The sequence below is a fragment of the Pseudomonas sp. FSL R10-0399 genome (assembly GCF_009600165.1).
GTDB lineage: Bacteria > Pseudomonadota > Gammaproteobacteria > Pseudomonadales > Pseudomonadaceae > Aquipseudomonas > Aquipseudomonas helleri.
Map to the genome: position 1 here is coordinate 1 of NZ_WIWK01000006.1, position 26,248 is coordinate 26,248.

The 26,248-nt window shown below is 60.7% G+C and carries 15 protein-coding genes and 1 pseudogene; 4 read left to right on the forward strand and 12 right to left on the reverse strand.

The window, feature by feature from the left end; all coding sequences use genetic code 11:
* From GHO41_RS02920 to GHO41_RS02955, 8 genes and pseudogenes are all read right to left on the reverse strand, one after another.
* A pseudogene (locus GHO41_RS02920) lies at window positions 1-417 on the reverse strand (energy transducer TonB); the annotation flags it as partial.
* A gap of 6 nt (window positions 418-423) precedes the next feature.
* Window positions 424-849, reverse strand: a complete 426-nt coding sequence (locus GHO41_RS02925; RefSeq protein ID WP_048372120.1) for a biopolymer transporter ExbD — start codon at window positions 847-849, stop codon at window positions 424-426.
* Window positions 850-860: 11 nt separating this feature from the next.
* Window positions 861-2,678: a DUF2341 domain-containing protein gene (locus GHO41_RS02930; RefSeq protein ID WP_153432911.1), complete on the reverse strand. Its 1,818-nt coding sequence runs from the start codon at window positions 2,676-2,678 to the stop codon at window positions 861-863.
* A gap of 25 nt (window positions 2,679-2,703) precedes the next feature.
* Complete coding sequence (locus GHO41_RS02935; RefSeq protein ID WP_178109959.1) at window positions 2,704-4,308, reverse strand: ShlB/FhaC/HecB family hemolysin secretion/activation protein; 1,605 nt, start codon at window positions 4,306-4,308, stop codon at window positions 2,704-2,706.
* Between the two features lie 271 nt (window positions 4,309-4,579).
* Window positions 4,580-17,089 (reverse strand): filamentous hemagglutinin family protein, encoded by a 12,510-nt coding sequence (locus GHO41_RS02940; RefSeq protein ID WP_153432912.1) that lies wholly within the window; start codon window positions 17,087-17,089, stop codon window positions 4,580-4,582.
* A 377-nt stretch (window positions 17,090-17,466) separates the two neighbouring features.
* Window positions 17,467-18,396, reverse strand: coding sequence for a FecR domain-containing protein (locus GHO41_RS02945; protein WP_153432913.1), 930 nt, complete (start codon window positions 18,394-18,396; stop codon window positions 17,467-17,469).
* A gap of 37 nt (window positions 18,397-18,433) precedes the next feature.
* On the reverse strand, window positions 18,434-18,979 hold the full coding sequence (locus tag GHO41_RS02950; protein ID WP_153332553.1) for an RNA polymerase sigma factor: 546 nt from the start codon (window positions 18,977-18,979) through the stop codon (window positions 18,434-18,436).
* Window positions 18,976-19,596 (reverse strand): STN domain-containing protein, encoded by a 621-nt coding sequence (locus tag GHO41_RS02955; RefSeq protein ID WP_153326358.1) that lies wholly within the window; start codon window positions 19,594-19,596, stop codon window positions 18,976-18,978. The genes GHO41_RS02950 and GHO41_RS02955 overlap by 4 nt, the downstream gene beginning before the upstream one ends.
* Window positions 19,597-19,846: 250 nt before the next feature.
* On the opposite strand from GHO41_RS02955, the gene GHO41_RS02960 reads away from it, so the two are divergent.
* Window positions 19,847-20,158, forward strand: coding sequence for a hypothetical protein (locus tag GHO41_RS02960; RefSeq protein ID WP_153432914.1), 312 nt, complete (start codon window positions 19,847-19,849; stop codon window positions 20,156-20,158).
* 12 nt (window positions 20,159-20,170) lie between these two features.
* Here GHO41_RS02960 and GHO41_RS02965 read toward each other — a convergent pair whose 3' ends face one another.
* Window positions 20,171-20,923, reverse strand: coding sequence for an alpha/beta fold hydrolase (locus tag GHO41_RS02965; protein ID WP_153432962.1), 753 nt, complete (start codon window positions 20,921-20,923; stop codon window positions 20,171-20,173).
* 176 nt (window positions 20,924-21,099) lie between these two features.
* The gene (locus tag GHO41_RS02970; protein ID WP_048387603.1) at window positions 21,100-21,993 is read right to left on the reverse strand and encodes a LysR family transcriptional regulator; all 894 of its coding nucleotides are present in this window, start codon (window positions 21,991-21,993) and stop codon (window positions 21,100-21,102) included.
* Between the two features lie 106 nt (window positions 21,994-22,099).
* Here GHO41_RS02970 and GHO41_RS02975 point away from each other — a divergent pair, with 106 nt between their 5' ends.
* Genes GHO41_RS02975 through GHO41_RS02985 form a run of 3 tightly spaced genes read left to right on the forward strand, consistent with a single transcriptional unit; the run spans window position 22,100 to window position 24,638 of the window.
* Window positions 22,100-22,768, forward strand: a complete 669-nt coding sequence (locus GHO41_RS02975; RefSeq protein WP_153432915.1) for an RraA family protein — start codon at window positions 22,100-22,102, stop codon at window positions 22,766-22,768.
* Entirely contained in the window at window positions 22,765-23,424 is a 660-nt protein-coding gene (locus GHO41_RS02980; RefSeq protein ID WP_153432916.1) for an RraA family protein, read from the forward strand. The genes GHO41_RS02975 and GHO41_RS02980 overlap by 4 nt, the downstream gene beginning before the upstream one ends.
* The gene (locus GHO41_RS02985; protein WP_153432917.1) at window positions 23,421-24,638 is read left to right on the forward strand and encodes a pyridoxal phosphate-dependent aminotransferase; all 1,218 of its coding nucleotides are present in this window, start codon (window positions 23,421-23,423) and stop codon (window positions 24,636-24,638) included. Before GHO41_RS02980 ends, GHO41_RS02985 begins: the two co-directional genes overlap by 4 nt.
* A 134-nt stretch (window positions 24,639-24,772) precedes the next feature.
* On the opposite strand, the gene peaD is transcribed toward GHO41_RS02985, so the two are convergent.
* Both peaD and qhpC read right to left on the reverse strand, forming a co-directional pair.
* On the reverse strand, window positions 24,773-25,891 hold the full coding sequence (gene peaD, locus GHO41_RS02990; RefSeq protein ID WP_048372100.1) for a quinohemoprotein amine dehydrogenase subunit beta: 1,119 nt from the start codon (window positions 25,889-25,891) through the stop codon (window positions 24,773-24,775).
* Window positions 25,892-25,924: 33 nt separating this feature from the next.
* Entirely contained in the window at window positions 25,925-26,248 is a 324-nt protein-coding gene (gene qhpC / locus GHO41_RS02995) for a quinohemoprotein amine dehydrogenase subunit gamma (protein WP_048372098.1), read from the reverse strand.

Below are 26,248 nucleotides of genomic sequence, written 5' to 3' on the forward strand. Positions count from 1 at the left end.
CGTCCCGGTACCCAGGCCGCCACCGCCAGAACCGGCCATGCCGCTGCCCTTGCCCGCGCCGACGTTGAACCCGTCGTTACCGGCCTGGGCGTCGCCATCGATCTGCATCGGGTTGGCCAGGTCATCCGCCGGTGACGGCGGCGCTTCTTCCTCGGGCTTGACGTCTTCGGGCTCCGGTGACGGCTCGGGCTCAACCACCTTTTTTTCCACCTGCGGCTCAGGCTCCTTGGGTTTTTCCGGCGGCGGTGGCGGTGGTGGCGGCAACGGGATAATTGTTGGCACCTTCGGCGCCTCCCGGCGTACGCCACTCATGTCATTGGCCCACTGCCAGATAAACCAGGCAGCAACACCGCCCAGCAGCAGGCCTGCGCCCCATTTCAGCGGGCGCAAGAGCGTGTTTGGAGTCTGTGCGCTCATGTCATATCAGCCCTGACTCGGTTTGCCGGTGACCAGACCGACCTGGGACAACTCCAGGCGGCGCAGCAGGTCGAGCACTTCAATGACTTTCTGGTACTGGACCATGGCGTCACCGCGCACGATGACCGGAAAATCCGGGCTTTGTGCCTTCTCGATACGCAGGCGCTCTTCCAGTTCGCTCAAGGTGACCGGGTAAGCGTCGAGGAACACCTGCCCGGCATCGTTCACCGAAATCGCCTTGGTCTTGGCTTCGGATAACGACACCGAAGCACTGGCTTTAGGCAGGTGGATCTGGATGCCCGACACTTGTGCGGTGGCGGTGAGGATGAACATCACCAACACCACCATCAGCACGTCCACCAGGGGCGTGATATTGATGCTGTCGACGGCGGCATCATCGTCATCGTCGTGGGCGGCGTTTACAGAAGCCATGACGTTTCTCCTCAGGCCGGCAAGGCGGCGTTGGCGTGATGGCCGCGCTGATGCGCTGCTTCACTGAATTGGCTCTCGCCGTGCATTTCCGCCAGGCGGGTGATGAACTCATCGACGAACACCCGCATGTCAGCGCTGACTTCCTTGTTGCGGGTAATCAGGCGGTTGTAGCCAAACAGTGCCGGGATCGCGACGAACAGGCCCATGGCCGTGGCCAGCAAGGCGGCCGCCATACCCGGTGCAATCGCGTTGATGTTCACGTCACCGGCCATCGCGGTGCCGAGGAACACCACCATGATCCCCATGACCGTACCGAGCAGGCCGATGTAAGGGCCGCCGGCGATGGCATTAGAGAGGGTCGAGAGCTTTGAGCTCAGTTGCTGGTTTTCACGGGTGCGCACACCGTCCATGGAGCAACGGATGGCTTCGATGGTGGCGGCAGACACCGACGAGGTATCAGCGCCCTGGGCACGGCGGGTACGGATTTCCTTGACCGCCACCAAGTACAGGCGCCACAGCGGCGAATGGGTCAGACGCTCGGCCAGGGCCTTGTCATCGGCAAACATTTCCAGACGCGTACCAACTTGGGCGAACTGCTCGCGGAACACTTCGTTGGCCTTGCTGACGCGAGTGACCATGCGGTTCTTGCGGATCATGATGATCCACGACTGAATCATCATGCCCACCAGCACCAGAATGATGATCCAGGCATCCATCGGCACGGCATTGAACAGGAAACCCAGGCTGCCGAAGCCGAAGCCCGACTGTTCTTCATCAACGCCATAGGCAACCAGCTTGGACTCGGAACCCTGCGCAGTCGCATCTGCCAACAACAGGCTGGCCGGGCGTGCGACCTTGGACAGGCGCAATTCGTCAATGGCCCCGTTCAACGGTTGGTAGTGGCTTGGCTCAGCGTCAGCGGCCTGCGGCACATCAGCACCAATGGCCATCGGCGAGTTGAAGGCAGGCATGGCCACTGCCAGGCTGGCGGCTTCACGGCCGTTGACAAACAACGAGGTTTTTTCGCCTTCGCTAGTCAGTGCCAGGTGTTGCCATTGGCCCGGGTTCAGGGGCTGGTTCGAGACGGCACGGTGGCCGTCGATTTCAACAAAAGGCACGCCCTGATCGGCACCGACCAACAGGCTGTGACCGGCTTCACGGCGGGCCAGCAACAGTTGCTCACCGGCCGGCTGGTCCAGACGCAACCAGGTGCTGAAGGTGAACGCAGCGCCCGCGTTGTGTTGCAGCGACGGGCTGGCAGGCAGCAACACAGGTTGGCCGCCAAACTGCAAGGCACGCCCGATAACTCCGTCAATGCTGGTGCCGGTGGCGTTTTGTGCAGTGTTGCCGTACGCCGTGGTGTCACGTGCCGGTGTGCCGTTAGCGCCTTCAAAATGGTAAAGCGCGGTGTAGTTCGGATCGAATGTCAACTGACCGTTCGAAGTGGCCGCGGCTTTCTGATTGCCGTAGTACATCCACAGGTCTTGACGCTGGCCGCCTTCGACCTTGGGTACATCGACCCAGATCAGCGCCATGCCCATCAGCGGGTCAAAACTTTCGATCTGGTGATTGAACACCGTCTTGTCGTCAGCACTGACAAAGCGCAGGTCTGAACCGTCTTCCTTGACCCCGTCAAAGGTGAAGTTGCCGGTGTGCAAACGAACCAGCAACGCTGTGCGGCCCAGCGAGTCATTAATGGCCGCGCCTTGTGGCGTGGTGTCCACCGAAATCTGTTTGCGGTAGTGCCAGTCATCCTGCCACCAGGCATGGGCAGTGGCCGGGAGCGCGAAGCCCAGGCAAATCAACAGACTCATTAATATGCGTTGCATGTGAACGGATCTCCGTGAAAGCGAATCAGAAAGTCGCCTGCACACTGAAGTGCAGTCGAGAGTCATGTTTTTGGGTGTTCGGGCCATCGACCAGCGGGTAGCCCCAGTCCAGGCTGCCGGACAGCCACTTGCTCAAACTGGCGCGGGTGCCGAGGCCGACACTGGCCAGGCGGTAGTCGTCTTCTTGCTCTTCCAGCGCGTCGCGCAGGTACAGCTGTGCCGCGTCGGCAAAGGCGTAAAAGCGCCATTCCTGCACGTAACTGCCGAGGTATTTGGCCAGCGACGGGGTGCGCACTTCTTGCGAGAGCAGGTAGCCTTCGTCACCGGTGCGCTCGGCGGCGAGGTAACCGCGCACCGAGGTGGCGCCGCCGGCGGAATACTGTTCGTTGGACACCAGCGGGCCAGAGGCCAACTGGAAGCCGACCTTGGACGCCAGTTGCCAGTCGTTCTTGAACGTAGAAGTCAGGTTGGCGTCGCCCTTGAGCACGGCGAAGCTCGGGCTGGCATCCCAGCGCTTGTCGCGAAACTCCTGGGAGTCGCTGCCGTAACCGAAAAAGGCCCGGGTGCCGATCACCAGGTTCAGGCCCAGCCCCAGCTGTGTTTGCTCGGTGTAGTTGTAACCGTTGTAGCCAAAGGTCAGCGGCGCGTACTTGAGCGGCACCTTGTCGTTGCTTTCGCCAAAACGCAGTTGCTCATCGAAGTCTTTGAAATCGACCCCGGCCGACAGCGAGTTGGCCCACGTACCGCTCGACGGCAGGCTGTAGATAGCCGACACACCGTAAGAATGACCTTTACCCAGGACGTTGCTGCCGCCGATGGTGGCAATGTTGCTGTCCGACTGATAACCCGAGAACTGCAGGCTCCAGCGTTCGCTCAAAGGCGCGGTATAAGAACCGGACCAGACTTTGGCGTTATCCATGTCTTGCGGGGCGGTGAAGAACGTCAGGGAAACGCTGTGGCCCAACTGCCAGAGGTTGTCGTAACCCACGGTGGCGACGCTGCGCAGCCTTTTGGTGTCGGCGCTGTAGTCATTGTTCAGGCCCAGGCTGGCATGCCAGGGGCTTTGGTCTTCGACTTGCAGGTCAATGTCCATGGTGCCGGGGCGTTGCCCTTCGTGGACCAGTGGCGTGACCTGGCGCCCGGCGTTGCGGTTGATGCCCGCGAGCTGGGTTTGCACGCTGGTGAAATCCGGCACGGTGCCTTCCTTGAGGCCCGGCACTTCTTCCCGGATTTCGACAGGCGAATAGTGCTTGGCGCCCACCACCCGGACCCGCCCGACTTTGGTTTCGCTGACTTGCAGGTACACGATGCCGTCGTCGACTTTCTGCTCGGGCAGTTCGATAAACACCGATTGATAGCCGCGGTCCTGGTAAGTCTTCTGCAGGGCATCGCGGGCGCCCTCGATATCACTCAAGGTTTTTTGCGGCCCCAGGAAGGGATACACCGCTTCTTCGATGGCCTGCGCGTCGAGCACGGTATTGCCGCGTACGAAGTACTCGTTGACGTCTACCCGCCGCTCTGCACCTTGCGCCTGCGCGCCTTGCTCTTGCGCCAGTACCGGCTGCGCCAGCGCCAGCCAGCACAGCGCTGCGCCGCCGACCGGCCTGATTGACTTGAACAAATGCTCCACACCGCCCCCTAAATTGCCGTAATAAAACCCGTTGCCTAGCGCGTTACACAGGTAAGACCGGCGTGGTCGGGGGCTACCGAACTGATGTCATAAAAGCTTCATTCATCTTTTTAAACAGGACCCAAAGTCCCTGTAGGAGCGAGCTTGTCTCGCGATCTTTTGATCGTTAAAAGATCGCGAGACAAGCTCGCTCCTACAGCGAAATGAGGAGCCCAAAAAAAAGGGGTGATCAATGATCACCCCAAGGTCGAACTACAAAAATGTGCTGCGGTTACAGGCTGATCTGACCCCGCTCCTCGTCGGTCAAGCTCGCACGTGCCTGTTCACTCAATGGCCCGGCGCCCAGCACCTGCACTGGGCTGTTGGGGTTGTAACCGGGCTGCGCCCGGGTTTGTTCCGGCCCGTGTTGCACCGGCTCACTGCCAAAGCTCAAGACTTCAACGGTGACGATTGATGCACGTTGCTGCCGCGCCGCCGCCTGCTGGTTGCGCGCGGCGTTGTCGGCTGCCTGGGACGCTGCCGCGCCCGCCGAGCTGGCAGAAGACAAGGCTCCAGTGTTGACGGTTGCCGACACCGGCACCCCGGACGATTTGCCTTGGGTCTGGATGTTCGCAGCGTTGACGACACGCAAGGCGGCGATGTTGATGTTGCCCGATACGCGAATCCCCGCCTCGCCCGCGTCAATGGTGCCCAAGGGTGCAATCAGGTCGATGTCGCCTGCCGGGACTTCCGGGATCGGGTTAAGCGTGGCAATACCCGCACCGGTACTTGGCACCGAAGGCGACAGGGCGACGTTGCCCCAGTTGTCATAGGTGCGTTTCGGCGGTGTGTAAACCACAGTGGTTTTCGAGCCCCGGCCGGCGTTGATGTCACCCTCGGCTGACCAACCCATGATCGAACCCCCGAAGGTGGTCATGATCCGGCTTTGGCCCAGCAGGATGCTGCCCTGTGAGTACAGCTGGATATTGCCCGCGCCCTGGGTGATGACGCCCGCCGAAGCTGGCGGTGCGACACCCTCGATGCCGAATGTCTGGCTGCCGCCCGGGGTGAGCATCTGGATGGCGCCACCGAAGTCGGTGTGAACCCCGGAGCCGCCAAACATGCGGATGTCACCCTGATAAGCGATTGGGTTACCCGCCACGTCCTTTTCCGGGAACAGCGCCGCAATCGCAGCCCGGCCACGGGCATAGCTGCCTTCACGCACGCCACCGGCCTGGTTGTACTCGCGACCGCCTGCCTGCAGCTCGGCAAAATACACCTCGCGGGCAAACACGCGCTGCTGCTCGCCTGGCAATTGGTTGAAGTAAGCCACTGCCTGCGCGCTGTCACCGGCAAAACCGAAGCGTTCAGCCAACCATGCCACCAGCTCTTTCTCGTAGGTCTTGGCCACTTTACCGCCCGACACTGACAACGGTTCACCCGCAGCCAATTGGTTAGCCGGATTGAGGTAAGCCTCGACAAAACGCTGGTAGTCCACACCGTTGGCGCCCGTACCGGCCTGCATGGCAATGCTCGCACCTTGACGCAAATCACCGGCAATGATCGGCCCGATGCTGGTCACGCTGACCTTGTCGTCCATGACGATGCTGCGCCCGGCGGTGATCTCCAGCCCGCCCGGGCCGGCAATGTTGAAGCTGCTGTAAATGATGTCGCGCCCGGCCGAGACGATGGAGATGTCGGTCGCGTTGTTATGAACGAACAGGTTACCCGTGGTGATCACACCCGGATAAATCTCGCCATTGTCACCCGGGTTGGCACCGCTGCTGACAATATCGCGCCCTGCCATCATCCACACCGGGCGACTGCCTTCGTACCAGGTCTCGCCGACATGGGCCACGTTGGCGTTTTGGTACGCAATGATCCGGCCGCTGTTGACGCCCACAAGGTCACCCTTCACTGCATAGAAGCGCGCAGGATCAGCGCTATTGCTCAACGCTTCAGAGGCTGTACCCGGACCAAACGTAAACAGTGACAGCCCGCCATTGCCGTAAGTGCCGTAGTTGCCGGTTTGTGACAGGTTGCTGTAGTTCTGCCGCCCAAGTGTGGCAAAAAAGGCCGGATTCCACGGGGTAGCGATGCTGCTGAGCGCTGTACTGGATTGGGTAACGCTAAAGCCACCGGCGTAAATCGAGTCCTGCGCAAGGAACTGCAGCTGCCCGTTTTTGCCCGGTGCCAGGAGCAGCGGGTAGGTGTAGCTCGCGTAATCACGGGTGGTGCCGGCCTTGCCGTAGTAAAAACTGCCGCTGGCGGCGGTCGCCCTGAGGATTGATGGGTACACCACTGCCATGTCGGTGTTCGAGCCCACCATGAACGGCGTCAGGTTGCCCCCTTCGGCATACAGGTCGACGGCCGTATCAGGCGTCCACAAGGTAAACCAGCTGCTGGAGCCGCCATTGAGACCATCACGGCTGAAGGCCGATCGGTTGTACTGCGTCACACGCCCTGCATCCTCAACCGTTTGTACCACCAGGTCGCCCAAGGTGTGCAGGCTGAACGTGGCATCGCCTGCCACCAGGGTTATCCCGCCTTGCGGTTTGCTGCGGCTGGCGCGCAACGGTTCTGCTGCACGTACATCACCCGGCACCTGGGCCGAAGTGCCGTAGACAGTGTCGATGCGCCCGATACTGCCGGCCTGCACTTGCACATTGCCTCGCGTGTTGACCAGCACACCGTCACGATTGCCGAGCGTTTCGATGAGAGCCTGAGGGTTAAGCGCACCGCTGACTTGCAGACGCAGGTCGCCGCCACCGGTGAGTTGCAAGCTGCCATCGCTGCTCACCCGGCCCGTGCTGCCAACGGCCAGCACCAGGCCCTGGGTGCGTTTGTTATTGCCATCGGGCGTGGGTGTCGGTGCTTTCAAGGAGCCCGCGTCGCCCCCTACGGTCACGTCCAGGTCACCGCCACCCAAGGTACCGAAGCCGGTGAAGCCAATCAGGTTGTCAGAAATGATGTTGGTGTACGTACCAAAGTTGATCCACCAGGCCGTCGGCTGCGCCTGCCCGCCCGTAGCCACGTCGCCGCTGCCCTGACGCCAGAGCCAGTTACCGACATCCGCCCGGTTGTTGCCGTAGTCATCGGGGTTGGGTCTGAACTGGCTATAGCGCCCGCCGTTGTCGAGGTTGCCGGTGAGGTTGCCATTGACGTTCAGCGTCAGGTTACCGCCCGCCTCGGGGTACCAGGCGCGGTACAGGCTTTCGCTGCCACCGTTGACGAACTGCTCGAAGTAGCTGGGGTTTTCCTTGAGCACAGTGCTGCCGCCCAGCAACGCCCGTGGCTGGTTGAAAGGATCGCCCGCGTAAGTACCGGTAGACGAAGTACCCGCCGTGTAAACGCCGTAAGACGAGTCCACGCTCAGGTTGCCACCGCTGAGCAATTGCAGGTCGCCGGTGCCGGTACGCACGACGCTGAAGCTCGAACTGGTAGGCAGCGGTGCATACTCCTTGGGGCTCTTGGACAAGCAATAGTCCGGTGAATCTACACAGAACTTAGACGCGCCGCCTTCAACCCCCAGGTCCGCAAGGAACTGGTCATCGATCACACCGCCCACCTCAACGATGATACCGATGCTCTCAAGGTCGGCCGCGGCGTACTCGGTCCACACATAGGTGGTTTTGGCCTGGCAATACTCCGCAAAGTTGCTGCAGAACTCGGCAATCGTGCCCAGACCAAACTCATCCAGAACCGATTGATCTATCGGATCACCTTCCTTGACCACAACCCCCGCATCACCAAGATCATTGACCGCGTAGGCAGTCCAGACCAGCACGCCTTTAGGTGGCAACTCTTTGGCAAACATGCCGTAGTGGCTGTCGGCCAGGCGCAATGTACCGGTACTCGGGTGCGGCTGAAGCAGGCGGCTGTCGGCTGCCTCCGTGTCCGCCCCGGCAACCAGACGCAACGACCACGACTGCGAGCCCTCGGCCAGCATCGGTGCAATGGCCCAGACTTTACCCTGACGCCCGGCCACTTCAGGGCGCAACTGAATCGAATCCACGTCGCCCACCAACTTGACGTTGGTGCCCACCGGAATCAGCGCACCGCGCGCCAAGGTCATGTCGCCATCCAGGGTGACGGTATTTTCAATCGTATTCAGGGGCCGTGCCATGCCAGGCAATGGCACCCCTTTAGGCCAGGTCATGGCGTGCAGCGAAGCGGACTGACCCAACAAGGTCCCGGCTTCCAGTTGAGTACCGGCTTGCAAGGTGTACGGCTGGTTCAGCAAGGTGCCTGCTGCCAGCAGCGTGTTGCCCGAAGCGTCGAGTACCGCAGCCGCCAACACGGTGCCGGCAGGCAAGGTCAGCGCTTGTGCCAATGTTGCCCGCGCAGGCAAACGCGTACCGGCCTCCACGGTCATGGCTTTGATCGGCAAATCGTAGTTCAGTACCGAGCCGGCCATGTAGGTGGTGCCATCCGCCAGAACCACGCCATTGCCCGGCACGATGGTATCGCCGCTGGTAAAGTCTCGACCTTTCAACAACACCCAGCCGTTGTCATCCATTGTTTCCGGCGGTGGCGCGAAGCCATCGTTGATGCTGCCGTAGATGCTCAGGTCGCCCCCGGCACGCAAGGTCAGGCTGCCGGACTCACCCGAGCCGTACACCGAGGTTTTCTGGCTGTTGCGGTTGAGACTGGCGTAGCGATAGCCGGACAGGTCGACATCGCCCTGCACCACCAGATCGCCATTCGCGGTGTTGCTGATGATTTCCACACCCGGACGCAGGTGGAAAGCGTCGGCGTAGGTGGCGTTGTTCAACCCGGCCAGCTTGTTGTTCAGCAGGTTGCTGTTTTGCAACGCGGCATTGATAAACGCCGTGCTCAAGGCGTGCTTGCCATCCAGATACGCCTGATCAATCACCTGATACGGCCTGCCGCTGGCGGTCGGATCGGTCATCACGGGGGCGTCGTCGTAGGTCGCCATGCCGTTCAGGGTGATTGCCCGCGCGCCTTGAATGTCCAGACGCCCGCTGGCATCAATGGCGATGTCGTTGTTGTTCAGGCGCGGCGCGTTCATTTCCAGGGTGCCGCGGTTGCGCCCGTCATTGCCCGGCGTGCCCGCAGTGCCGTGACGCAGGTCGATGCGCACGCCGTCCGCCAGGGTCAGTTGTCCGGTGCCGGAACCCAGCACCACCATCGCCCGGTTCGGTGAATCGATGATTTTGCCGTAGCTGTCGACACGCACCTGGCTGCCGTGGGCATCGAGTACCGCGCTGCCGTCCAGGGTCAGGCCATGCTTGCCCGCAAGGTTGATGCTGCCTACGCGTTCACCGCTGGCGTCCACCATGCCTGTGACACGCAGCGTGCCGTTGTCGACCGAGACGTTGATGGTATTGGCTTTGAGTCCGTTACCGATGGTCAGGTCACCCTGCTTGAGCTGGAAGCTGCGGGCGCCGAAAACTTCGCCGTCATTGAGACGCTGGTTGAGCGCTGCAAACTGCTGATCCTGCGAGCCTGTGGCAACCAGGCGCTGGGCCTGGACTTCGACGCTGCTGCCCTGATACGGCACAAGGGTGCCACCGGCATTGTAGTAACCGCTGTTGCCGCCCAGGATCTTGCCTTGCAGATCGACCATACCGCCCGCCGCGTCAAGCGCCACGGCGCGCAGTTTGCCACCCTGGTTGTGTTTGGCTGACAGGTCGATGGTCGAGCCCGCCGCCTGGCGGATATTACCGTGACGGCTGTCGAGTAATACATTTCCGCCTGCGCCGTATTTAGTGATGTCGTTGAACACCACGGCACGACCGGCCACGTCGATCAACGATTCATCGGTCAACACCACATCGCCTGTGGCGTCCAGCGTGACTTTGCCGCTCGGCAGCACCACCGCCGAGGCCAGGCGAAGGGTGTCGCCCTTGAAGGAGAGCTCGCCACCGTAGCCGTTGACCGCGCCACGAGGGCCGCCAGATGAAGAGATATCAATCGCACCGCCCGCGGTAATGCGGTTCAGTGAACCACCTTCACCGGTCATTAATGGCGTCACGATGTTGAGATTGCCGCCGCTATAAGCAAAGCCTGTGACCGGGTCATACGCGCCCTGGCGTTGGTACACCGACAGGCTGCCTTTGTAATTGGCGGTGATGCGATCGCTGGCATTCAGGTTGACGTTGGCAAAACCCAGCACCAGACGGTCAAACACGGTGTTGCTGCTGGGCTGGGCGAACGGACCATAACCAAACTCGATACGCTCGGCGTTGATATCCAGGCGTCCGCTGCCGGTCCCGGCGCCGTCAGTGATGACCGCGCCCGGTGCGCCCGTGGCACCTTGCCAGATCAGATTGGCGGTGTGGATGGTCGCGACATCTTCGGCATTGCCCAAGCCGTAGATCGCCGGGGTCGACAGCACCAGATTGTTCAGCAACGACTTGCCGGTCTGGGCGTCGTAGGTGTCCAGCAGCGTGCTGCCATAGAAGTTGAACGCCTGGCCCGCCGACAGTTGCAGGGTTTCCAGCGCCGGGGCACCGGTGCTGGAGTCACCGCGCATCAAGCGTTCGAGCACTTGCTGGTTAAGGGTCAAGCCCGCTGGCAATACCTTGCGCGCGGCCGCATCCGCCAGCCCGGCTGTGCTGCCGACGTTGATGTTGCTCAAGGCCAGCGTCAGGTGGCGAGTGCCATAACGCACGGCATCGTCCAGTTGCAGGGATTTATCGGTGGCGGCAACGATACTGCCCTCGGAATAGATCGTGGTCTGGCCCGAACAGTTGCCGCTCGGGCACACACCGATCTGGATATCGCCCGTCGGGTCGCCGGTGCGGTTGACATAAGGCAGCACATTGATCAGGCCATTGGACACGGCCAGCATGCTCGGCACACCCTCGTAAACAAACCCGTCGCGAGCGTCATAGGCGGCTGCACCGCGACCCAGGGTGGTAATCGAAGCCCCCTGCTCGATCACGATGCTGCCGGGGCCTGCCACGATCATCACTTCAGGTGCCGAGAGGGTCGCACCGCTGCGCAGAAACACCGAGTTGCCCGGAGTGTTCACGCCATAAGGGAACTTGACGATATTACCGTTACGGCCATATTCCACTTGGGGCAATCCGCCAACAAGGATGCGCTTGGCATTCAGATTGTTAAGGCTTTGCGCCGTCAGCGTCAGCCCTTCGAAAGCCTCCAGGGGGCTGTTGGCATCGACGATTTGGGTGTACCGGTTCTCGAGGGTCGCGCCGCCCAGGTTGATAACGCCCACGGTGCCGCCGTAACCGCCTTTGGCCGCTTCAAACTTGCCAATGCCGTCGAAGGTGAAGGTGTCTTTGCCGCCACCGCCGGTAAATGCCAACTTGAGGGTTTTAGCGTCCACTTCCAGCATGGGCCGTGGCACACCGAGCCTGGCCGCATCGGCCATGGCGAATTGGGCGTAGCTGGTTTCGTTGAACTGCGAATAACGGCGCAAGGTGTCGGCCGAGGTCAGGATCACCTGGCTGTTAATGCTGTTGTGAATGCCCGTATTGATAATCGACAGTTGCCCTGCCGTTGACCAAGAACCGTTGCGCATCAGTGTGGTGGCACCATCACTGCCCTGCCCGGCAAGGCCGTTGATCTCTACCCGGAAAGCCCCCGGTTTCAAGGCATACGTTGACGGCATCAAGGTGTAGGTGCCTGCGGGCAAGCCCGGTACGCCTGCGCCGATAGTGATTTGCTGGCCCACCAGCGGCGTGCTCGCGCCGGCTTCGCCCGTGGCCGGTGCATAGCCGGCTTGAACGCCCGGGACAATGGCGTAGACCGGGTTGGTCGCGAGGCTCGGCAAGGTAAAGCCGCCGTTGGCACCAAACTGCACCAACGGGTTAAAACGTGCATCGGTCGAACCGCCGCGTCCGGAAATAAAGCCTGCGCCCAACAACTCACCGCCGCCGGACAAATCCAGTGTGGCACCAGGCATTACCGTCGCCTTGGCCCCCCCAAAAATGACCCCGACCGTTAGCTCGCCGCTGCCGGTCAGTCCCAGGCCACCCTGGCCGACGAAGACCACGTTTTTACCCTTATAGCGATAAACCTGATCATCCACGGTGCCGCCATACGGCAGTACCAGGCCTTTGGCGCTGACCGACGTCAGGCTGCCCGGCAACAGTTCAACCCGGGAGTCGCCCACGTTACCGAGCTCAATCATCCCCAACGGCGCACGCAATACGCCGCCCTGCTTGATGGTGTAAGCCCCCAGTTGCAGACGCCCGAACACCGAGTCCGGGGCCACGCCGTGATCATTGCCGACCTTTTCGATGGTCAGGGTGCGGGTCGGATCGAAAACCAACCGATTGTTAATGATGTTGACGTCGCCCACCAACACTTGGGCGTTGATTTCAGAGCCGGGGTAGATTCTTGCGGCACGCAGGGTCAAGTCCCCCGCCGTACGCAATTGGGTACTGAAGCCACTGGAGGTATCGCCGCCATCGCGCCCGGCGAGAAAGCGCAGGTCGCCGCGGCTGTTGAGCTGGACGTTATCAAAGCTCAGCGTGTCGCCGAAACCAACGCGATCGCGAATGTCCAGCAGGTCGCTGTCAACGATTAGCGTGCCCTGGCTGCGAAACCCCGGCGACGTGTCAGCGATGTAAGGCCGCGTCCAGGCTTCCATGCCGGATTTATCCGGTTCCAGCAGGCCGCTGAGGACCACATGCGGGGCACTGAGGTTAACGTGTGACGTCGGGTTGGCGTTGCGTGTCAGGCTGACGCCACCGGTGTACAGGTGCAGGCTTTGCCCCAGGTTCAGCGAAATATCACCGTCAACGCTGAACACACCCCGGACCAGCAACGTCAGGTTGTCGAAACCACCTGCCTTGACCTGATCTACACCCAGTGCGCCGTGGCCGTAGACCAACGAATCTGCCGCTACTTCGGCACTGTCAGCCAAGGCAATGGTTTTATGCTGCTGGCTCAAGACCAGTTCACGCACCGGCAACACCCGGTTGGTGACGTGTTCCTTCAGGTAATACGGAGCTTCCAGGGCCAACGACAGACGCCCGCCTGCCGCACCTGAACCGCCGGCATTGGCGTTGAAGCTGCCGTCCAGGTACAGGCCATTATTGGAAGCGAAGGCAATGTTACCGCCATTGCTGGCCACGTTGACGCGGCCCTGCCCCGGTATGTCCAACAGGGCTTGAGTACCGGATGCATCCAGGCGTGCGCCTTCGCGCACCACCACAAACAGATCGCTGGCCTTGACGATGCCGGTGTCTGGATTGACATCGCCGCCGACAATGATCTGCCCGCCATTGCGCACCTGACCATAGACACGGCCAAGGCTGTCAACACCCGTCACGGCACGCGCGGCTACGTCAATGACCGCCTGCTCGCCGATCCAGATCGAACGGCCATGGCCGATGGCGTCAATTTTATTGGACTCGCTGTTGGCCAGCCCCGCGAGGCTGACAGTGCCGCCCCAGGCGTTGAGCGTGCCATCGACCGTCAGTTGTCCGATGCTGCGCAGGTTAATCGCCTGGCCGGGATCAACGTTTACCACTGCACCTTTGCCCACCGTCAGGGCGGTGCTCGCAGCCAATGCGCCCGAGGCGATGGTGGTGCCCGCATTCAAGTTAAGGCTGGCGCCACGGCGCTGGGTCAACACACCCTTGAGGGCGTTTTCCTGGTACAGCGCCGGGGTCCAGCGCTCCAGCGCGGTGGTCGGGTCGCTGCCCGTTGGCGTGGTCGCAGCCTGTTCACCCTGATGGTAGACCGGCATCGAAACATCAACTTGTGTACCGTCGGTGACCAGCAGGCCTTCGTTACCGGTGATGTCGTAGGCCGAGAAGCCTTTTTTGAAGAAGTCACCGGACACATGCAAGGTGTCGGCATCGGGTGCCGTGGTGGTGTCGCCGATCTGCACCTTGCGCGCCTGTACCGCCAGGGTGCCGCCGCCCGTGATCCCGTAAGCGCGCAGCTCACTGCCCAACTCAAGTGCCTGCATGGCCGCCAGGGTTGCACTGCCGCCCTTACCGCCGATGAGTTTACCGTCCAGGCCAATGGTGGCCCCGGAAGACACATCGATCACACTGCCTTGCGCCAGCTGCAGGTCGCCGGTGGTGCGCAGTGACACCTTGCCGCCATTGATCCAGGCCGCGGCAGGGTTGTTCGCAGCGTCCTGCGCCAGGTTGTTCCAGCGCCCGGTCGCGTCGAGTTTGACCCCGTCAGCCACCTTGACCCACGCCGGTGTGCCGTTGCTTGGCCGCAGGTAAACATCCCCCACCGCCATGTCACGCTCCCTGTCGGCCTGCAGGAAAATGTTGCCGGCATTGATGCTGCCTGCGTGAGCGGTCAGGTTGGCATTGATGGCAGCCCGTGGGGTCAGCAGCGTGATATCGCCGCCATCGGCCACTTTTAGCGCGCTGTTGACCGTGATTTGCTGCTTGGCAGAACCTTTGATTGCGCTCAGCTCAAAGCCATTGAGCTGATCACTGTCGAGAATGATTTTGCCCTGACGCTCAGTCGGCAAGGCAGCCAAAAGGTCCAGGCCGTTGGCGATTTTTTCGACGCCCGTGTCGAACACGATCTCGCCGGTGACCGGGTTCAAGCTGTAGCGCAAGGTCCCTGTGCTCTTGTTGAACACCGGCGTGTAGCTGCCGATGATCAGTTGCGCCCGCTGCGCCGCAGCTTTCTGCGACTGTTGGTAAGCGTCGATGTTGATGATCGGGGTTTTGATCTGGCGATCGCCCTGGAACACATCACTGATCAACTGGCCTTCGAGCACGGCGCTGGTGGTGCCGATGACCAGCTTGCCGGCGTCACTGCCCACGGTATAACCGGCTTCGTAGCGGCGCTGCGAAGCAATCAACGGGTTGTAGTAATAGTCTGTGCGGCCCCAGCGTTGGCTGGCGTCTTCAAAACCTTTGTAAAATCCGGAATACAAAATGTCGCCCGGCGCCCGGGACAGCTCGTACAGGCGGCCGTCCGGGCCTTTGAGCCAGCTCTGTTGAATGTAACCGCCCTGCACATCAACCGTGCCGCCCGACAGGTTGAACTGCGCGTTCTTCTCCGTGACCACTTCATTGCCGGTAAAGGTCAGTGTGCCGCCTTGAGCCATCCACTCGCCCACGGTATGCCCTTGGGTACCGAGGTAGCCGCCCACTTCCAGCAAGCCACCGGCGGTGTACCAACGATCCGTCGCGTAGCCGTTGGTGCCTGCCGGGACAAACACCAGTTCGCGCAAATCAACCCACACATCGTTGTTGATCAGTTTGCCGCCGTCACGGTTGACCGGCGCGTCTCGCTGCTCGTTACCCTGCACGTTGATCTTGATGTTGTTGGATTCCATCGACACCTTGACGCCCACGGCGCCCGAGACGTCGATCATCGCGCCGTCGCGGACCAGGCTGCGCTGAGCCGCGGTGACCGCGACCTGGCCGCCGGTTGCCAAGGTGATGGAACCGTCCTTGAATTCCACCGTGCCGCCGCTGACGATCTCGACCCGGGACTGATCGATGCGGTCGCTGATGGTGCTGAGGTGGTTGAACTGCCCGGTGGGCATATTGACCGCGTTCGGGCGGCCATCAAGGTTGATCAGGCCACTGTCACGCTGACTGTTAAGCGCGGTATTGCCCGTGGCGTCCAGCAGGATCGCGGTGGTACTGCCCTGCCCCAGGCTCACGCTGCCGGTTTTATCGGTGACCGAGTTCAGCAGGTGGATCGTGCCGCGCGTGTCCACCGAGGTACTGGCCAGCGCCACGCCGTTTTGCTCGACCTTGTGCCCGGTCAGCGTCACGTCACCCATCGACGCCATGATCAGGCCATTGTTGACGACCGTGCCTGCCGTGCTGCCCGCCTTGAGGCTGGTCGCGACTTCGTTGCCACGGGTGGTGGAGTTCTGGTTACCCGAGGTCCCGACGCCACGGCGGATATAAAAACTGTCGCCTGCGGCCAGGGTGGTCTGGCCCTTGGCGGTGATGATGGTGCCGGCGTTTTCAACCTCTGAGCCGAGCAGCAAGGCATAGCCACCGGACTCGGTGGACAGCGTGGCGGCGTGGGTCTGAATCACCGCGCCGCGCTGTACTTCAACCTTGCCTGCGGCGTCGGTAAACGTCGGTTTTGAGCCGTCAACATCGACATAAATCCCGCGCTGGGTGAACTGGTCATCCGTGATGCTCGCCGCACCGGCCACCAGATTACGCACGTTGACCTGGCTGGTACCGCTGAACACCACGCCGTTACGGTTCATGATCATGACCGTACCGGCGCCCTTGATCTGGCCCTGAATCTCGCTGGGCTTGGCGTTCGGATCGTTGACCCGATTCAACGCGGCCCAGTTTGACTGCTGCTGGAAATCGACCGTGGTGTTGCGTCCGACGTTAAACGTTTCCCAGTTGAGGATCGCCTTGTCAGCGGTCTGTTCGATGGTCACGGTGGTTTTACCACCGGCCTGGGTTTGCGTCGGGCCTTTGGCGTTGGTCCAGCCTTGGGTCAGGCTGTTATCGACTTGCAAACCCCCTTTGCCCAGCCCGTCCGGGATGTTCGACACCTGCCCCAACGCCGCTTGCCGTCCGGCAGCCTGCGCGGCTTGCTGCGCAGCAATCGCCGCCACACTGGTGTTGAGGGTGGTCAAAGACCGTTGCAACTGCTGATTGGCCTTGGCCTGCTGATTCAGCGTCGGGATCTTCGGCATTTGAGCATTGTTGCGCGCAGCGGTTGCAGCCTGAGACGCACCCTTATCGGCAAACCAGCCGGAGCTGAACGCCGGGGCACCGTGGGCAGTACCCGCCACCATCAGCAAGGCAATGGCATGGGCCAATGGCTTGAGGCGCACGGTGAGTTGGCCGCCAGGGCCTTGGGCTTTCGGGTTAACCGGTGGTTTGCAACGGACCATCTGGAATCATCCTCATTGGTTCTCGCTTGAAAGCGAGCTTCACGTTTAGGAGATAGGCAGTTGGCAGAGGGCGGGACTGAACCATTGTCATTGAAAGTTCATAAACAACGCTGTTGCTTCGGAGTCGATACGGTGCTCAGGTTTACGCCAAGCGTGGCGCAGCAAACAGGCGACTGTAGTCGCTGACGAGGTACGAAGGCTGCGATCGGCCAGCGTGGTTTAACGGAGCCTCTTAAATCAAGATCAAAAGATCGCGAGGCAAGCTCGCTCCTACAGATCTTTTAAAATCAATGACTTAGTTTGTGTTTGATAAGAACTGCCGAAGATTTTAAAAGATCGCAACCTTCGTGCCTCGGCAGTTCCTCAAGGTCTAGGAATTAACTCAACAACACCACGCCACCCGGCAGTTCGGTGCATTTGGCGCCGTAGGCATCGCGGATCATTACGGCTACACCTGGCAGTTGTTGCAGGCTGAAGCGTGCCTGCACGCGCCGTTTTCCCAGTTCAGTGTTGAGCAACACCAGCATGCCGGGGCGGTAGCGGTTGATCTCGTTGACCATGTGCGCCAACGTCGCGTTGTTGAACACCAATACCTGTTCGCGCCAGGCAGTCACCGCTTGGGTATCAACCGCCACAGGCTCGTCGACCTGAGTCGCGGTGTAGGTCAGTTGACGGCCACTGTCCAGACGCAGGTCGCGCCCGTTCACCTGCACCGCAACGGAACCGTCCAGGCACGTCACGCAGACGCTGTGGTCAGTGTTGCGTACGTTAAAACGCGCTTGCGCAGCACTCAGCCAGCCTTTGCCCGCATGTACCTTGAGCGGTTGAGCAGCGTTGGCCAGCACCTCCACTTCGCCTTCCAGCAATTCGATGCCCTGGTCGCGCTGACTGACGCGGGTCTGAGTGTTGAGTTCAAGACGAACACCTTCACTCAGATCAACCCCGCGCTGCTCTCCGACCGCTGTGCGGTAGTCAGCGGTGAGCCCGTCAAAACCACCCGGCACACCGACCCGCACCATGACCACCGCCGCCGAAGCGGCAATGGCCGCGCCCAGAAATGCACGGCGGCCAAAATGCCGTGGCGGCTGCTGGACCTGGGCGGCGGCAGGCGCCATCTGTTGCCACAACACCTTCGCCTGCTCAAATGCCTGGGCGTGCTCGGGGCTCTGTGCGCACCAGTTTTTCAGGGCCTTGGCATCAGCAACCGTGGCCTGGCCGGAGGTCAGCAGGATCAGCCAGTCCCGGGCTTCTGACTGAAGCTGGCTGTTTGACCGATCCCGGGAAGCGGGGAAGCTAAAAATGTTCAAGCGCGTCAATTCTCACGGATTATCAGGGACTCATTACTTAAGACGGTTTTCCGGCCCCGGGACCGAACCGCTGAATGACTTTTCTTTCGAGGCGCTGCGCACAAAAGCCTAAAGCTGCCTTGATTTCCTTTTCAACCATGCGCGTTGAGATACCGTAGCGCTTGGCAATTTCCAGATGCGGGGCTTCTTCGACACGTGCTGCGAGGAGGATTTTGCGCTGGCGGGGTGGCAGCGCATAGAGGGCTTTGACCAGGCTCTGGATTTCTTTTTGGCCGCCGACCACCCGTGAAGGGTCTAGGGCTTCGTCGCTGGGTTGCAACAGGTCTTCGATTTCACTGCCGGTGAGCAGGCGCGCATCGGCCTGACGGCGATCAGCCGCAATATTGAGGGCCATGCGGTACAGGTAGGCGTTGGGTTGCAACAGGTTGGGCGGCACCTCCATGCGGTCTACCCGCAAATAGGTCTCGTGCAGCACATCGCTGGCCAGGTCTTCAGAACCCAGGCGCTTGCGCAAACGCACCTTGAAGTCCTCGTAAGACGCCAGAAACAAGCTGACCATCGTACTCTGCCCGGAATTTTTCATGACCCCGAGGCTCCTTTCCCTGCTGTACATTCCATGCGTGTTCCTGCGGTTTCAGGCATCAAAAGTAAAGTCACCGGTGAGCGCAGTGAGCTGGGAGCCGGTCGATTGACACGGGTGGCCCCCAGGCTGCGAACCAATGCTTCATCGCGTTGTACATCACCGGTGGTGCTGACCAGCCGGCTGTGTTCGATCAAACCTTCACGATTTACCCATACCTGCACCAGCGCACGAAAGGTGCCGGGACGGGTCAGGGGTGAAGCGCACAAGCTGCGCTCAATGGCCGTTTGCAAAGCTGCGGCGTAGCTGTTGTTGATCCGCGCCGCAGCCGCCCTGCCCTTGGCGCCGTGCGGCTCAACCTGGCGACTGACTTCAGGCACTTGCAAGGTAAACGCGTCGCTGCTGGCGTATCGAGCCATCAGACCACTCCCTGTCAGTAACACACCCAATGCCTGCTGGGCGGTGTAACGACCATGCACGCCGATTGAACGCCGCCCGCGGGTCAGTTCCCGGTCCACCAGCACGGCCATGCCAGTGGCCTGGCTGAACGCTTGCAACGCTTGCTCAAGGTTTTGCGCGGGCAGGTCCATTTCCAGCAGCGGCGCGGTCTCTGCCGTCATTGCGGGCGGTGCCCACAGCAACACCCACAGCAATGCCAGGCAACTTGCTGCGTGAGTCCAAGCCCTGCGCTCGCCCTTTGCTCCGCTTCGCTGCACTGCTTGCGCGCCCTAGAAAACCGTCATCCTGAAGCGCGTTTATGAAACTGACGTTACAGTGATGGCAAAAAAACATCGCACGACTGTCACACAACCTGCTCTAGACTTCGCCCTGATAGCGGCCCTCTTTCCTCGGGCCCGCATGGAGGCCCCGATGAAATTGCTCCCCGCCCTCGCCGGTGTTTTTTTGTGTGCTGCGTTGCCTCTGGTAGCCCACGCTGAAGACGCGACCAAAGGCTGCACTGAAGTGAAAGTGGATGGTTACCGCTCGCCGGACTACGACTGTTTGAGCCAGCAGTTGGGCACGGGCCAGAACGCCGACAAAGCTGCACAGAAAAACACCGAAGCCCAGCAGGTGCCGGTGGAAAAGCGCCAACCGAATCAGATCGGGCTGTCGACCCCTGCAGCCACCAGCGTACGCATGGGCAATACCTTTGGTATGTCGGTAAAGCCGCAGAGGCCTTGAGAGGTTAAGCGCTTACGAATGCTGCGCGTAGAACTCGGCGATCCGGCGCCACATGTCGGTCGGATTGGAGTACATGGGGAAGTGTCCGCAGGCCGGTATCTGCGCCAGTTGCACGCCCGCACGTTGAATGGATGACAGGTACGACAACGAGGCGTTCTGTTCGCCATACATAAACAGGCGCGGGCAACTCAGACTGAGGAATTTGCCCATCAGGTCGGCGTTATCAGACAAATCGACTATCGACTCGAATATCCCGCGCACCGCCTCAGCTCGTACCTTGTGGCGCAAGCTTGCTGAATAAAGCGCGCTGGCAAATGCCGGTACCTGGCGGGTGCGTTCGATAAAGGCATTGAAAAACGCCTGCGGATCCTGGGCCGGGTAATCCACGATCTGGCGGCTGAGAAAACAGTCTTCGGGGGCAATATTGCCTTCGATATCGACAAAGCTCAGCACTCGCTCAGGGTACTGGTGGGCCAGTAACAGCGCATTCAGCCCGCCCATGGAATGGCCGACCACGTGAAAGCGCTCAATACCGAAATGCTCCAATACCTGAAGGGCGGTTTGTAGCTGGAATGGAATGCTGACCCGCGACAGGTCATCGCAGCGGGTTTCACCACACCCCGGTGCATCGAAGGCCAGGAATGGATGCCCGGCGAATGCTGGCTGCAGGGCAATGTCTGCGTAGTCTTCTTTGGTGGAGCCAAAACCATGCAGGAACACAATCGGGGCCAAATGGCCTTCGCGGTGGATGGCGGCGACATTCATCGGCACGCCCTGGACGTTAAGCGGCAACTGGTGGTGGGTAAAGCTGGCAAGGGTTGGCACGTAAAACCTCTGGTACAAAAAACAAAGCGCCAATGTCGGGGCAATTGCTGCGGCTGTACATTCCTTATTCCGTTAGTTTTTTATAGGCCAAACCTATCAAAACCACAGACCCGGATTCATACCTTGTCGCGGAACCTGGCAATGATTTCATCGATCAGCGGGTTGGCACGCTCGGCATTCCAGGCCACCGCGGTGGTCACCACATTGAGCTTCTGGCTCAACGGGCGAAACACCACATTGGCCGGGGCCAGTTTTTTCAAGGACGCCGGAACCAGCGCAATGCCCTGCCCATAACTGACAAAGGCAATTTGTGACGCCACCGAGCGTACTTCGTGCAACACCCGTGGCGAAAAACCGCTGGCCTTGCAGGTGGCGATCAGGTTGTCGAAATACACCGGGCTGACTTTGCGCGAGAACATCACCAACGGTTCATTGGCCAGGCTGGACAGGTTTATCCGGCTGCGCGAAGCCAAGGGGTGATCCGCGGCCATCGCCACCACCAGTCGGTCTTCGAGCAATGGCAACGACTTGATCGACGCGCCCAAGTCACCGTCCAGACGGGCAAACGCCAGGTCAATGTCTGACGTTTCGAGGGCCGGTACGGCTTCAACACTGTCGATTTCACGCACCGAGACGGTCAGGTGCGGGTAGTCGTTTTTCAATTGTTCAATCAAGCCCGGCAGTACATCGAACATCGCCGTAGAAATTGCCCCAATGGTCAGAACCCCCGACTGGCCGGCCACGGCTTCTTCAACGGCCAGTTCCAGACGCTCCAGTTGCTCGGCGAATTTACGCACCGCCGGCAGGATCGCCGCGCCCACCGGGGTCAATTTGGCACCGCGCCGGGAGCGATCAAACAACTTGACCTTAAGCGCTTGCTCAAGCACCTGAATCTGCTCGCTTAAGGGCGGTTGCGACATGCCCAGGCGCTTGGCGGCGCGGCCGAAGTTTTGCTCTTCAGCCACGGCGAGGAACAACCAGAGGTGACGGATCAGACGGAAATTGATCATGGTTTATCCATAGGTTTGGCGTATCTAACGCTTATTTGATTCGTAATATACCTATCAAACACACTCCTCGACACTGGGCGCCTTCGTCACCACCGAGGTTCCCCCCATGAAGCCCCTCTGCTTGCTTGACCGTTTGGCCGCATTGGACACCAACACGGTGTCTGATGCCCTCGATTTCCTTGGCATCAAAGGCGCCACCGCTGGCCTGCGGCCCTTGTGGAACTGCCCCAAAATCGTCGGCCGCGCCAGCACCGTGCTGCTCGGCCCCAAAGGCGACAACCTGCCCACCGTGCACCTGATCACCCCGGTAGTTGAACGTATCGACAGCGATGACCGGGTGCTGGTGATCGCCGGAGGCCTTGAGGGCATCTCGTGCTGGGGCGACACCCTGGCCAATGCCGCTGTCAGCAAACGTGTGCGCGGCACGGTGATTGACGGCTTCAGCCGTGACATCGACGGCAACGCGTCCATTGGTTACCCGGTGTTTGGCCGTGGCGTAACCATGATCAGCGCACGCAACCGGGTGGTGCAGATCGACTCGGCGGTGACGATCACGGTCGCAGGCGTCGAGGTCAGTGAAGACGACTACGTGATCGCCGACAACTGCGGCACGGTGTTTGTGCCTCAAGCCTCCATTCAGCAGGTTGTGACGATCGGCGAGCGCATCACCCGACGCCAAAACGCCATGGTCGATGCCATTCGCGCCGGCCGCTCAGTGGCCGAGGTCATGCACGACAGTCAGTTCGATGCCATCAATGCGGAGCACGCACAATGAATGATCAGCAGTTGGTAGCCCTGTTTGAAGGGCTGGACACCCCCGGCGTCTCTGATGCCCTGGACAAACTCGGCTTGCCCGGCCAGTGCCTGGGCATCGCCCCCCTGGCCAACTACACCCAGGTGGTTGTGGGGCCTGCATTTACCGTGCAATACGTTTCGGCCAGCGTTCCGCCGGGGACGGTGGGCGACTTTATTGATGACGTAGCTCCCGGCGACGTGGTGGTGATCGATAACGGCGGGCGCACCGACTGCACGGTCTGGGGCGACATCATGACCCAGTACGCAGGCAGCCGGGCCATCGCCGCCACGGTCATAGACGGGGTTTGCCGGGATGTCAGCAAAGCCTTGCATGACGGCTACCCGGTGTTCAGCAAAGGGCGTTTTATGCGCACCGGCAAAGACCGCGTGCAAGTGCAGTCGGTGAATCAGCCCGTGTCCATCGGCAGCGCCCGTGTGTGCGCCCGCGACATCGTCGTGGCCGACGCCAACGGCGTGGTCATCGTGCCGCGTGCCCGCGCCGCAGAAGTTGCCGCGTGCGCCCGTCAGATCGAGTCGGTAGAAGCCGAAATCCGCCAGCAGATCGCTCAGGGCAAATCCTTGAAAGACGCCCGCGCGGCGCTGGGCTATCACCACTTGCAGAGTAAGCACGGATGAGCCTCAGTACTGACATCCAGCGCCTGAACCAGCGACTGGCCAGCGCCCAACCTTCGGCTACTTACCGGATCATGGACCGCGTGGCAGAACGCCGGGCGCAAGGGGCGACGATCATCTCGCTGTGCGCAGGCGAGCCGGACTTCGACACCCCGGCGCATGTGCGCGCCGCTGCCATCCAGGCCATCGAGGCGGGCCATACCCGTTACACCCAGGTGGCGGGCGTGCGTTCATTACGCGAAGCCGTTGCGGCCAAGTTCCGCCGTGAAAACGGCCTGCAAGTGACCTGGGCCGACACCCTGGTGTGCAGCGGCGGCAAACAAGTGATCTACAACGCCCTGGCGGCCACCTTGAATGAAGGTGACGAGGTCATCGTACCGGCGCCCTACTGGGTCAGTTACCCGGAGATGGTTCAGTTGTGCGGCGGCCAAACCCGTATTGTCACCTGTGATGCCGAGTTCAAATTGACCCCGGACTTGCTCGCTGCGGCAATCACGCCGCACACCCGCTGGTTGATCCTCAACTCGCCGTCCAACCCGACCGGCGCAGTGTACAGCCCGGCGGAGCTCCAGGCGCTGGCCGAGGTGCTGCTGGCCAACCCGCATGTGCTGATCCTGGCCGACGACATCTACGAGCATTTGATATTCGATGACCAGGCGTTCTTCACCCTGGCCCAGGTTGAACCGCGTCTGGCCGCCAGAACCTTGACCATGAATGGCGTTTCCAAGGCCTACGCCATGACTGGCTGGCGCATTGGCTTTGCCACCGGGCCACGCTGGTTGCTGGAGGCCATGGAAAAACTCCAAGGCCAGCAGACGTCCGGGGCGTGCTCTGTGTCGCAACAGGCGGCGCTGGCAGCATTGGAGGGGCCTAAGGATTTCATCGGGCAGAGCCGGGCCGCGTTTCAGGGCCGACGGGATTTGCTGGTCGAACAGTTGAACACGACACCCGGACTGGAATGCGCCATACCGGCAGGTGCGTTTTACGTGTTTGCCAACTGTGCGGGGCTGCTTGGCAGAACGTCTGCCGGTGGGCGCGTGTTGCACACCGACGAAGACGTCGCTCATGCCCTGCTCGACGAAGCCAATGTGGCGGTGGTGCCGGGCAGCGCGTTTGGCCTGGCGCCTTACATCCGCATTGCCTATGCACTGGATGAGGCGTCGTTGCTGGCCGCCTGCAAAGCGATTCGCAAGTTTTGCGAAGCTGTCAGTGACTAGATAACCCTTTTTGTGGGAGCGGGCTTGCTCGCGATAAGGCAACACGATGTAACTTTTACACCGCGTCGGTCCAATCGCGAGCAAGCCCGCTCCCACAACAAGCCCGCTCCCACATAAGTGTTTTGGGGCTGGGGTTAACGCACAAACAGTTGTGAGGTGGTGATGGCCATGTCGCCACCCGGCAATTTGATGCTGCCCACTTGTTTCAGGCTGTCGGCATCAAACACCGCCACGTCGTTGTAGGTCCCGGCGAGGTAGATTTTGCTGCCGTCCTTGTTGAACGCGATGCAGTAGTACGAGTGATCCAGCGGCGCCGACTGCAAGAGTTTTTGTTGCTTGATGTCGTACTTGGACAGACGGTTTAGCAGGCCAAACATCAGGTTCGGGTCTTTCGGTGAACGCATGCCGGTGAAGTAAATTTCGGTCAGCGGGCCAAAATCGGTGGTTGTCGCCTTACCGGTTTTAAGGTCAACGCTGAGCTGGCCGTACACGTAGTCGGCGGTGGCCAGATCCTGTTTGTCATCCTTGAATTTGGCGGCGGTGTAGAGCAGCGAGAAATCGTGCAGGTAGCTCTGATGGTTCCAGAAATACAGCACGTCCGGAGAGCTGTAGCCTGGGCGGTTCCAGTGGCGGGTGGGGAGCAGCACATCGAACTTGCCGGTCTGCGGGTTGACTTTATAAAGGTCTGGCCCGGCCACGTACAAGCTGCCGTCGTCACCCGCCTGCATGATGCTTAATTGCCGGGGTGCCGGAAAACTGCGGATCGGCTTGGCATTCAGACCGGCATCGGTGGCGTACACATCAAGCCGCGGTTGCTGCACCTCGTAATGGTCGTTGAGCATCAACGTCGGGTTGGCGATGGTGTACAGCTCCTTGCCGTCCGGGCTGAGGGTGAAGCTGAACATGGCGCGGGCCTTTTCCCCCGGTTTTTGCGTGATGCTGGCATGGAACACCTGCTTGCAGGTGTCCAGCTCGACGCCATACACATCGGCGTAGTGATTATTGAGCACGTACGCGGTTTTATGGTCCGGCGATATTTGCACCGAGCCCGGCCCGAATGCGTCCGGCATCTTGCAGGTTTTAAACAGCGTGTCGGTAGCCGCATCCACCACGTGCAGGTTGTTCGGGTAGTTGGTGAGCACCATGTACTCATGGCCGGTTTGCAAGGCGCGATTGTCATCGGCCAACACGGTCAGCGAAAAGGCGCTGAGAACGGCAAGCGCGGCCTGGCCGCAGGTTTTGATGCTTGGCATGCTGGAATCCTTATTCTTGTTTACCCAGGCAAGTCATTTGTCTTTTGGAAAGACAGTCCCAAGGTTGCGCCAGTTTTCGTTGGACGCCTGAGCGTCCTTGTTCCAGTCCGGGTAGGTGCTCATCATGTCGGGCACCTGGGCTGGCCACCAACACGGGTCGGAACAGCCGTACAAGTCAGACTCCATGGGCTGGCACAACGACGAGACGCCGCCAAACGCATCAATTTCCCAACCTGGGTCGGTGGTCGAGGTGCACCCCGCCACCGAGTTCATCGCTACCACTTCCTCGATCCGGTTTTCGGCCGCAGCCTCATCGAGTTTCAACGCTTTGTTATTGATTGCCTTGAGATGTTTCAT

Bases quoted from the DNA above. Each gene is read 5' to 3' on its own strand.
- GHO41_RS02925 (WP_048372120.1), bottom strand. From the start codon at position 849: ATGGCTTCTGTAAACGCCGCCCACGACGATGACGATGATGCCGCCGTC.
- GHO41_RS02930 (WP_153432911.1), bottom strand. From the start codon at position 2,678: ATGCAACGCATATTAATGAGTCTGTTGATTTGCCTGGGCTTCGCGCTC.
- GHO41_RS02940 (WP_153432912.1), bottom strand. From the start codon at position 17,089: ATGGTCCGTTGCAAACCACCGGTTAACCCGAAAGCCCAAGGCCCTGGC.
- GHO41_RS02950 (WP_153332553.1), bottom strand. From the start codon at position 18,979: ATGAAAAATTCCGGGCAGAGTACGATGGTCAGCTTGTTTCTGGCGTCT.
- GHO41_RS02955 (WP_153326358.1), bottom strand. From the start codon at position 19,596: ATGACGGCAGAGACCGCGCCGCTGCTGGAAATGGACCTGCCCGCGCAA.
- GHO41_RS02960 (WP_153432914.1), top strand. From the start codon at position 19,847: ATGAAATTGCTCCCCGCCCTCGCCGGTGTTTTTTTGTGTGCTGCGTTG.
- GHO41_RS02965 (WP_153432962.1), bottom strand. From the start codon at position 20,923: ATGAATGTCGCCGCCATCCACCGCGAAGGCCATTTGGCCCCGATTGTG.
- GHO41_RS02970 (WP_048387603.1), bottom strand. From the start codon at position 21,993: ATGATCAATTTCCGTCTGATCCGTCACCTCTGGTTGTTCCTCGCCGTG.
- GHO41_RS02975 (WP_153432915.1), top strand. From the start codon at position 22,100: ATGAAGCCCCTCTGCTTGCTTGACCGTTTGGCCGCATTGGACACCAAC.
- GHO41_RS02980 (WP_153432916.1), top strand. From the start codon at position 22,765: ATGAATGATCAGCAGTTGGTAGCCCTGTTTGAAGGGCTGGACACCCCC.
- GHO41_RS02985 (WP_153432917.1), top strand. From the start codon at position 23,421: ATGAGCCTCAGTACTGACATCCAGCGCCTGAACCAGCGACTGGCCAGC.
- peaD (WP_048372100.1), bottom strand. From the start codon at position 25,891: ATGCCAAGCATCAAAACCTGCGGCCAGGCCGCGCTTGCCGTTCTCAGC.
- qhpC (WP_048372098.1), bottom strand. From the start codon at position 26,248: ATGAAACATCTCAAGGCAATCAATAACAAAGCGTTGAAACTCGATGAG.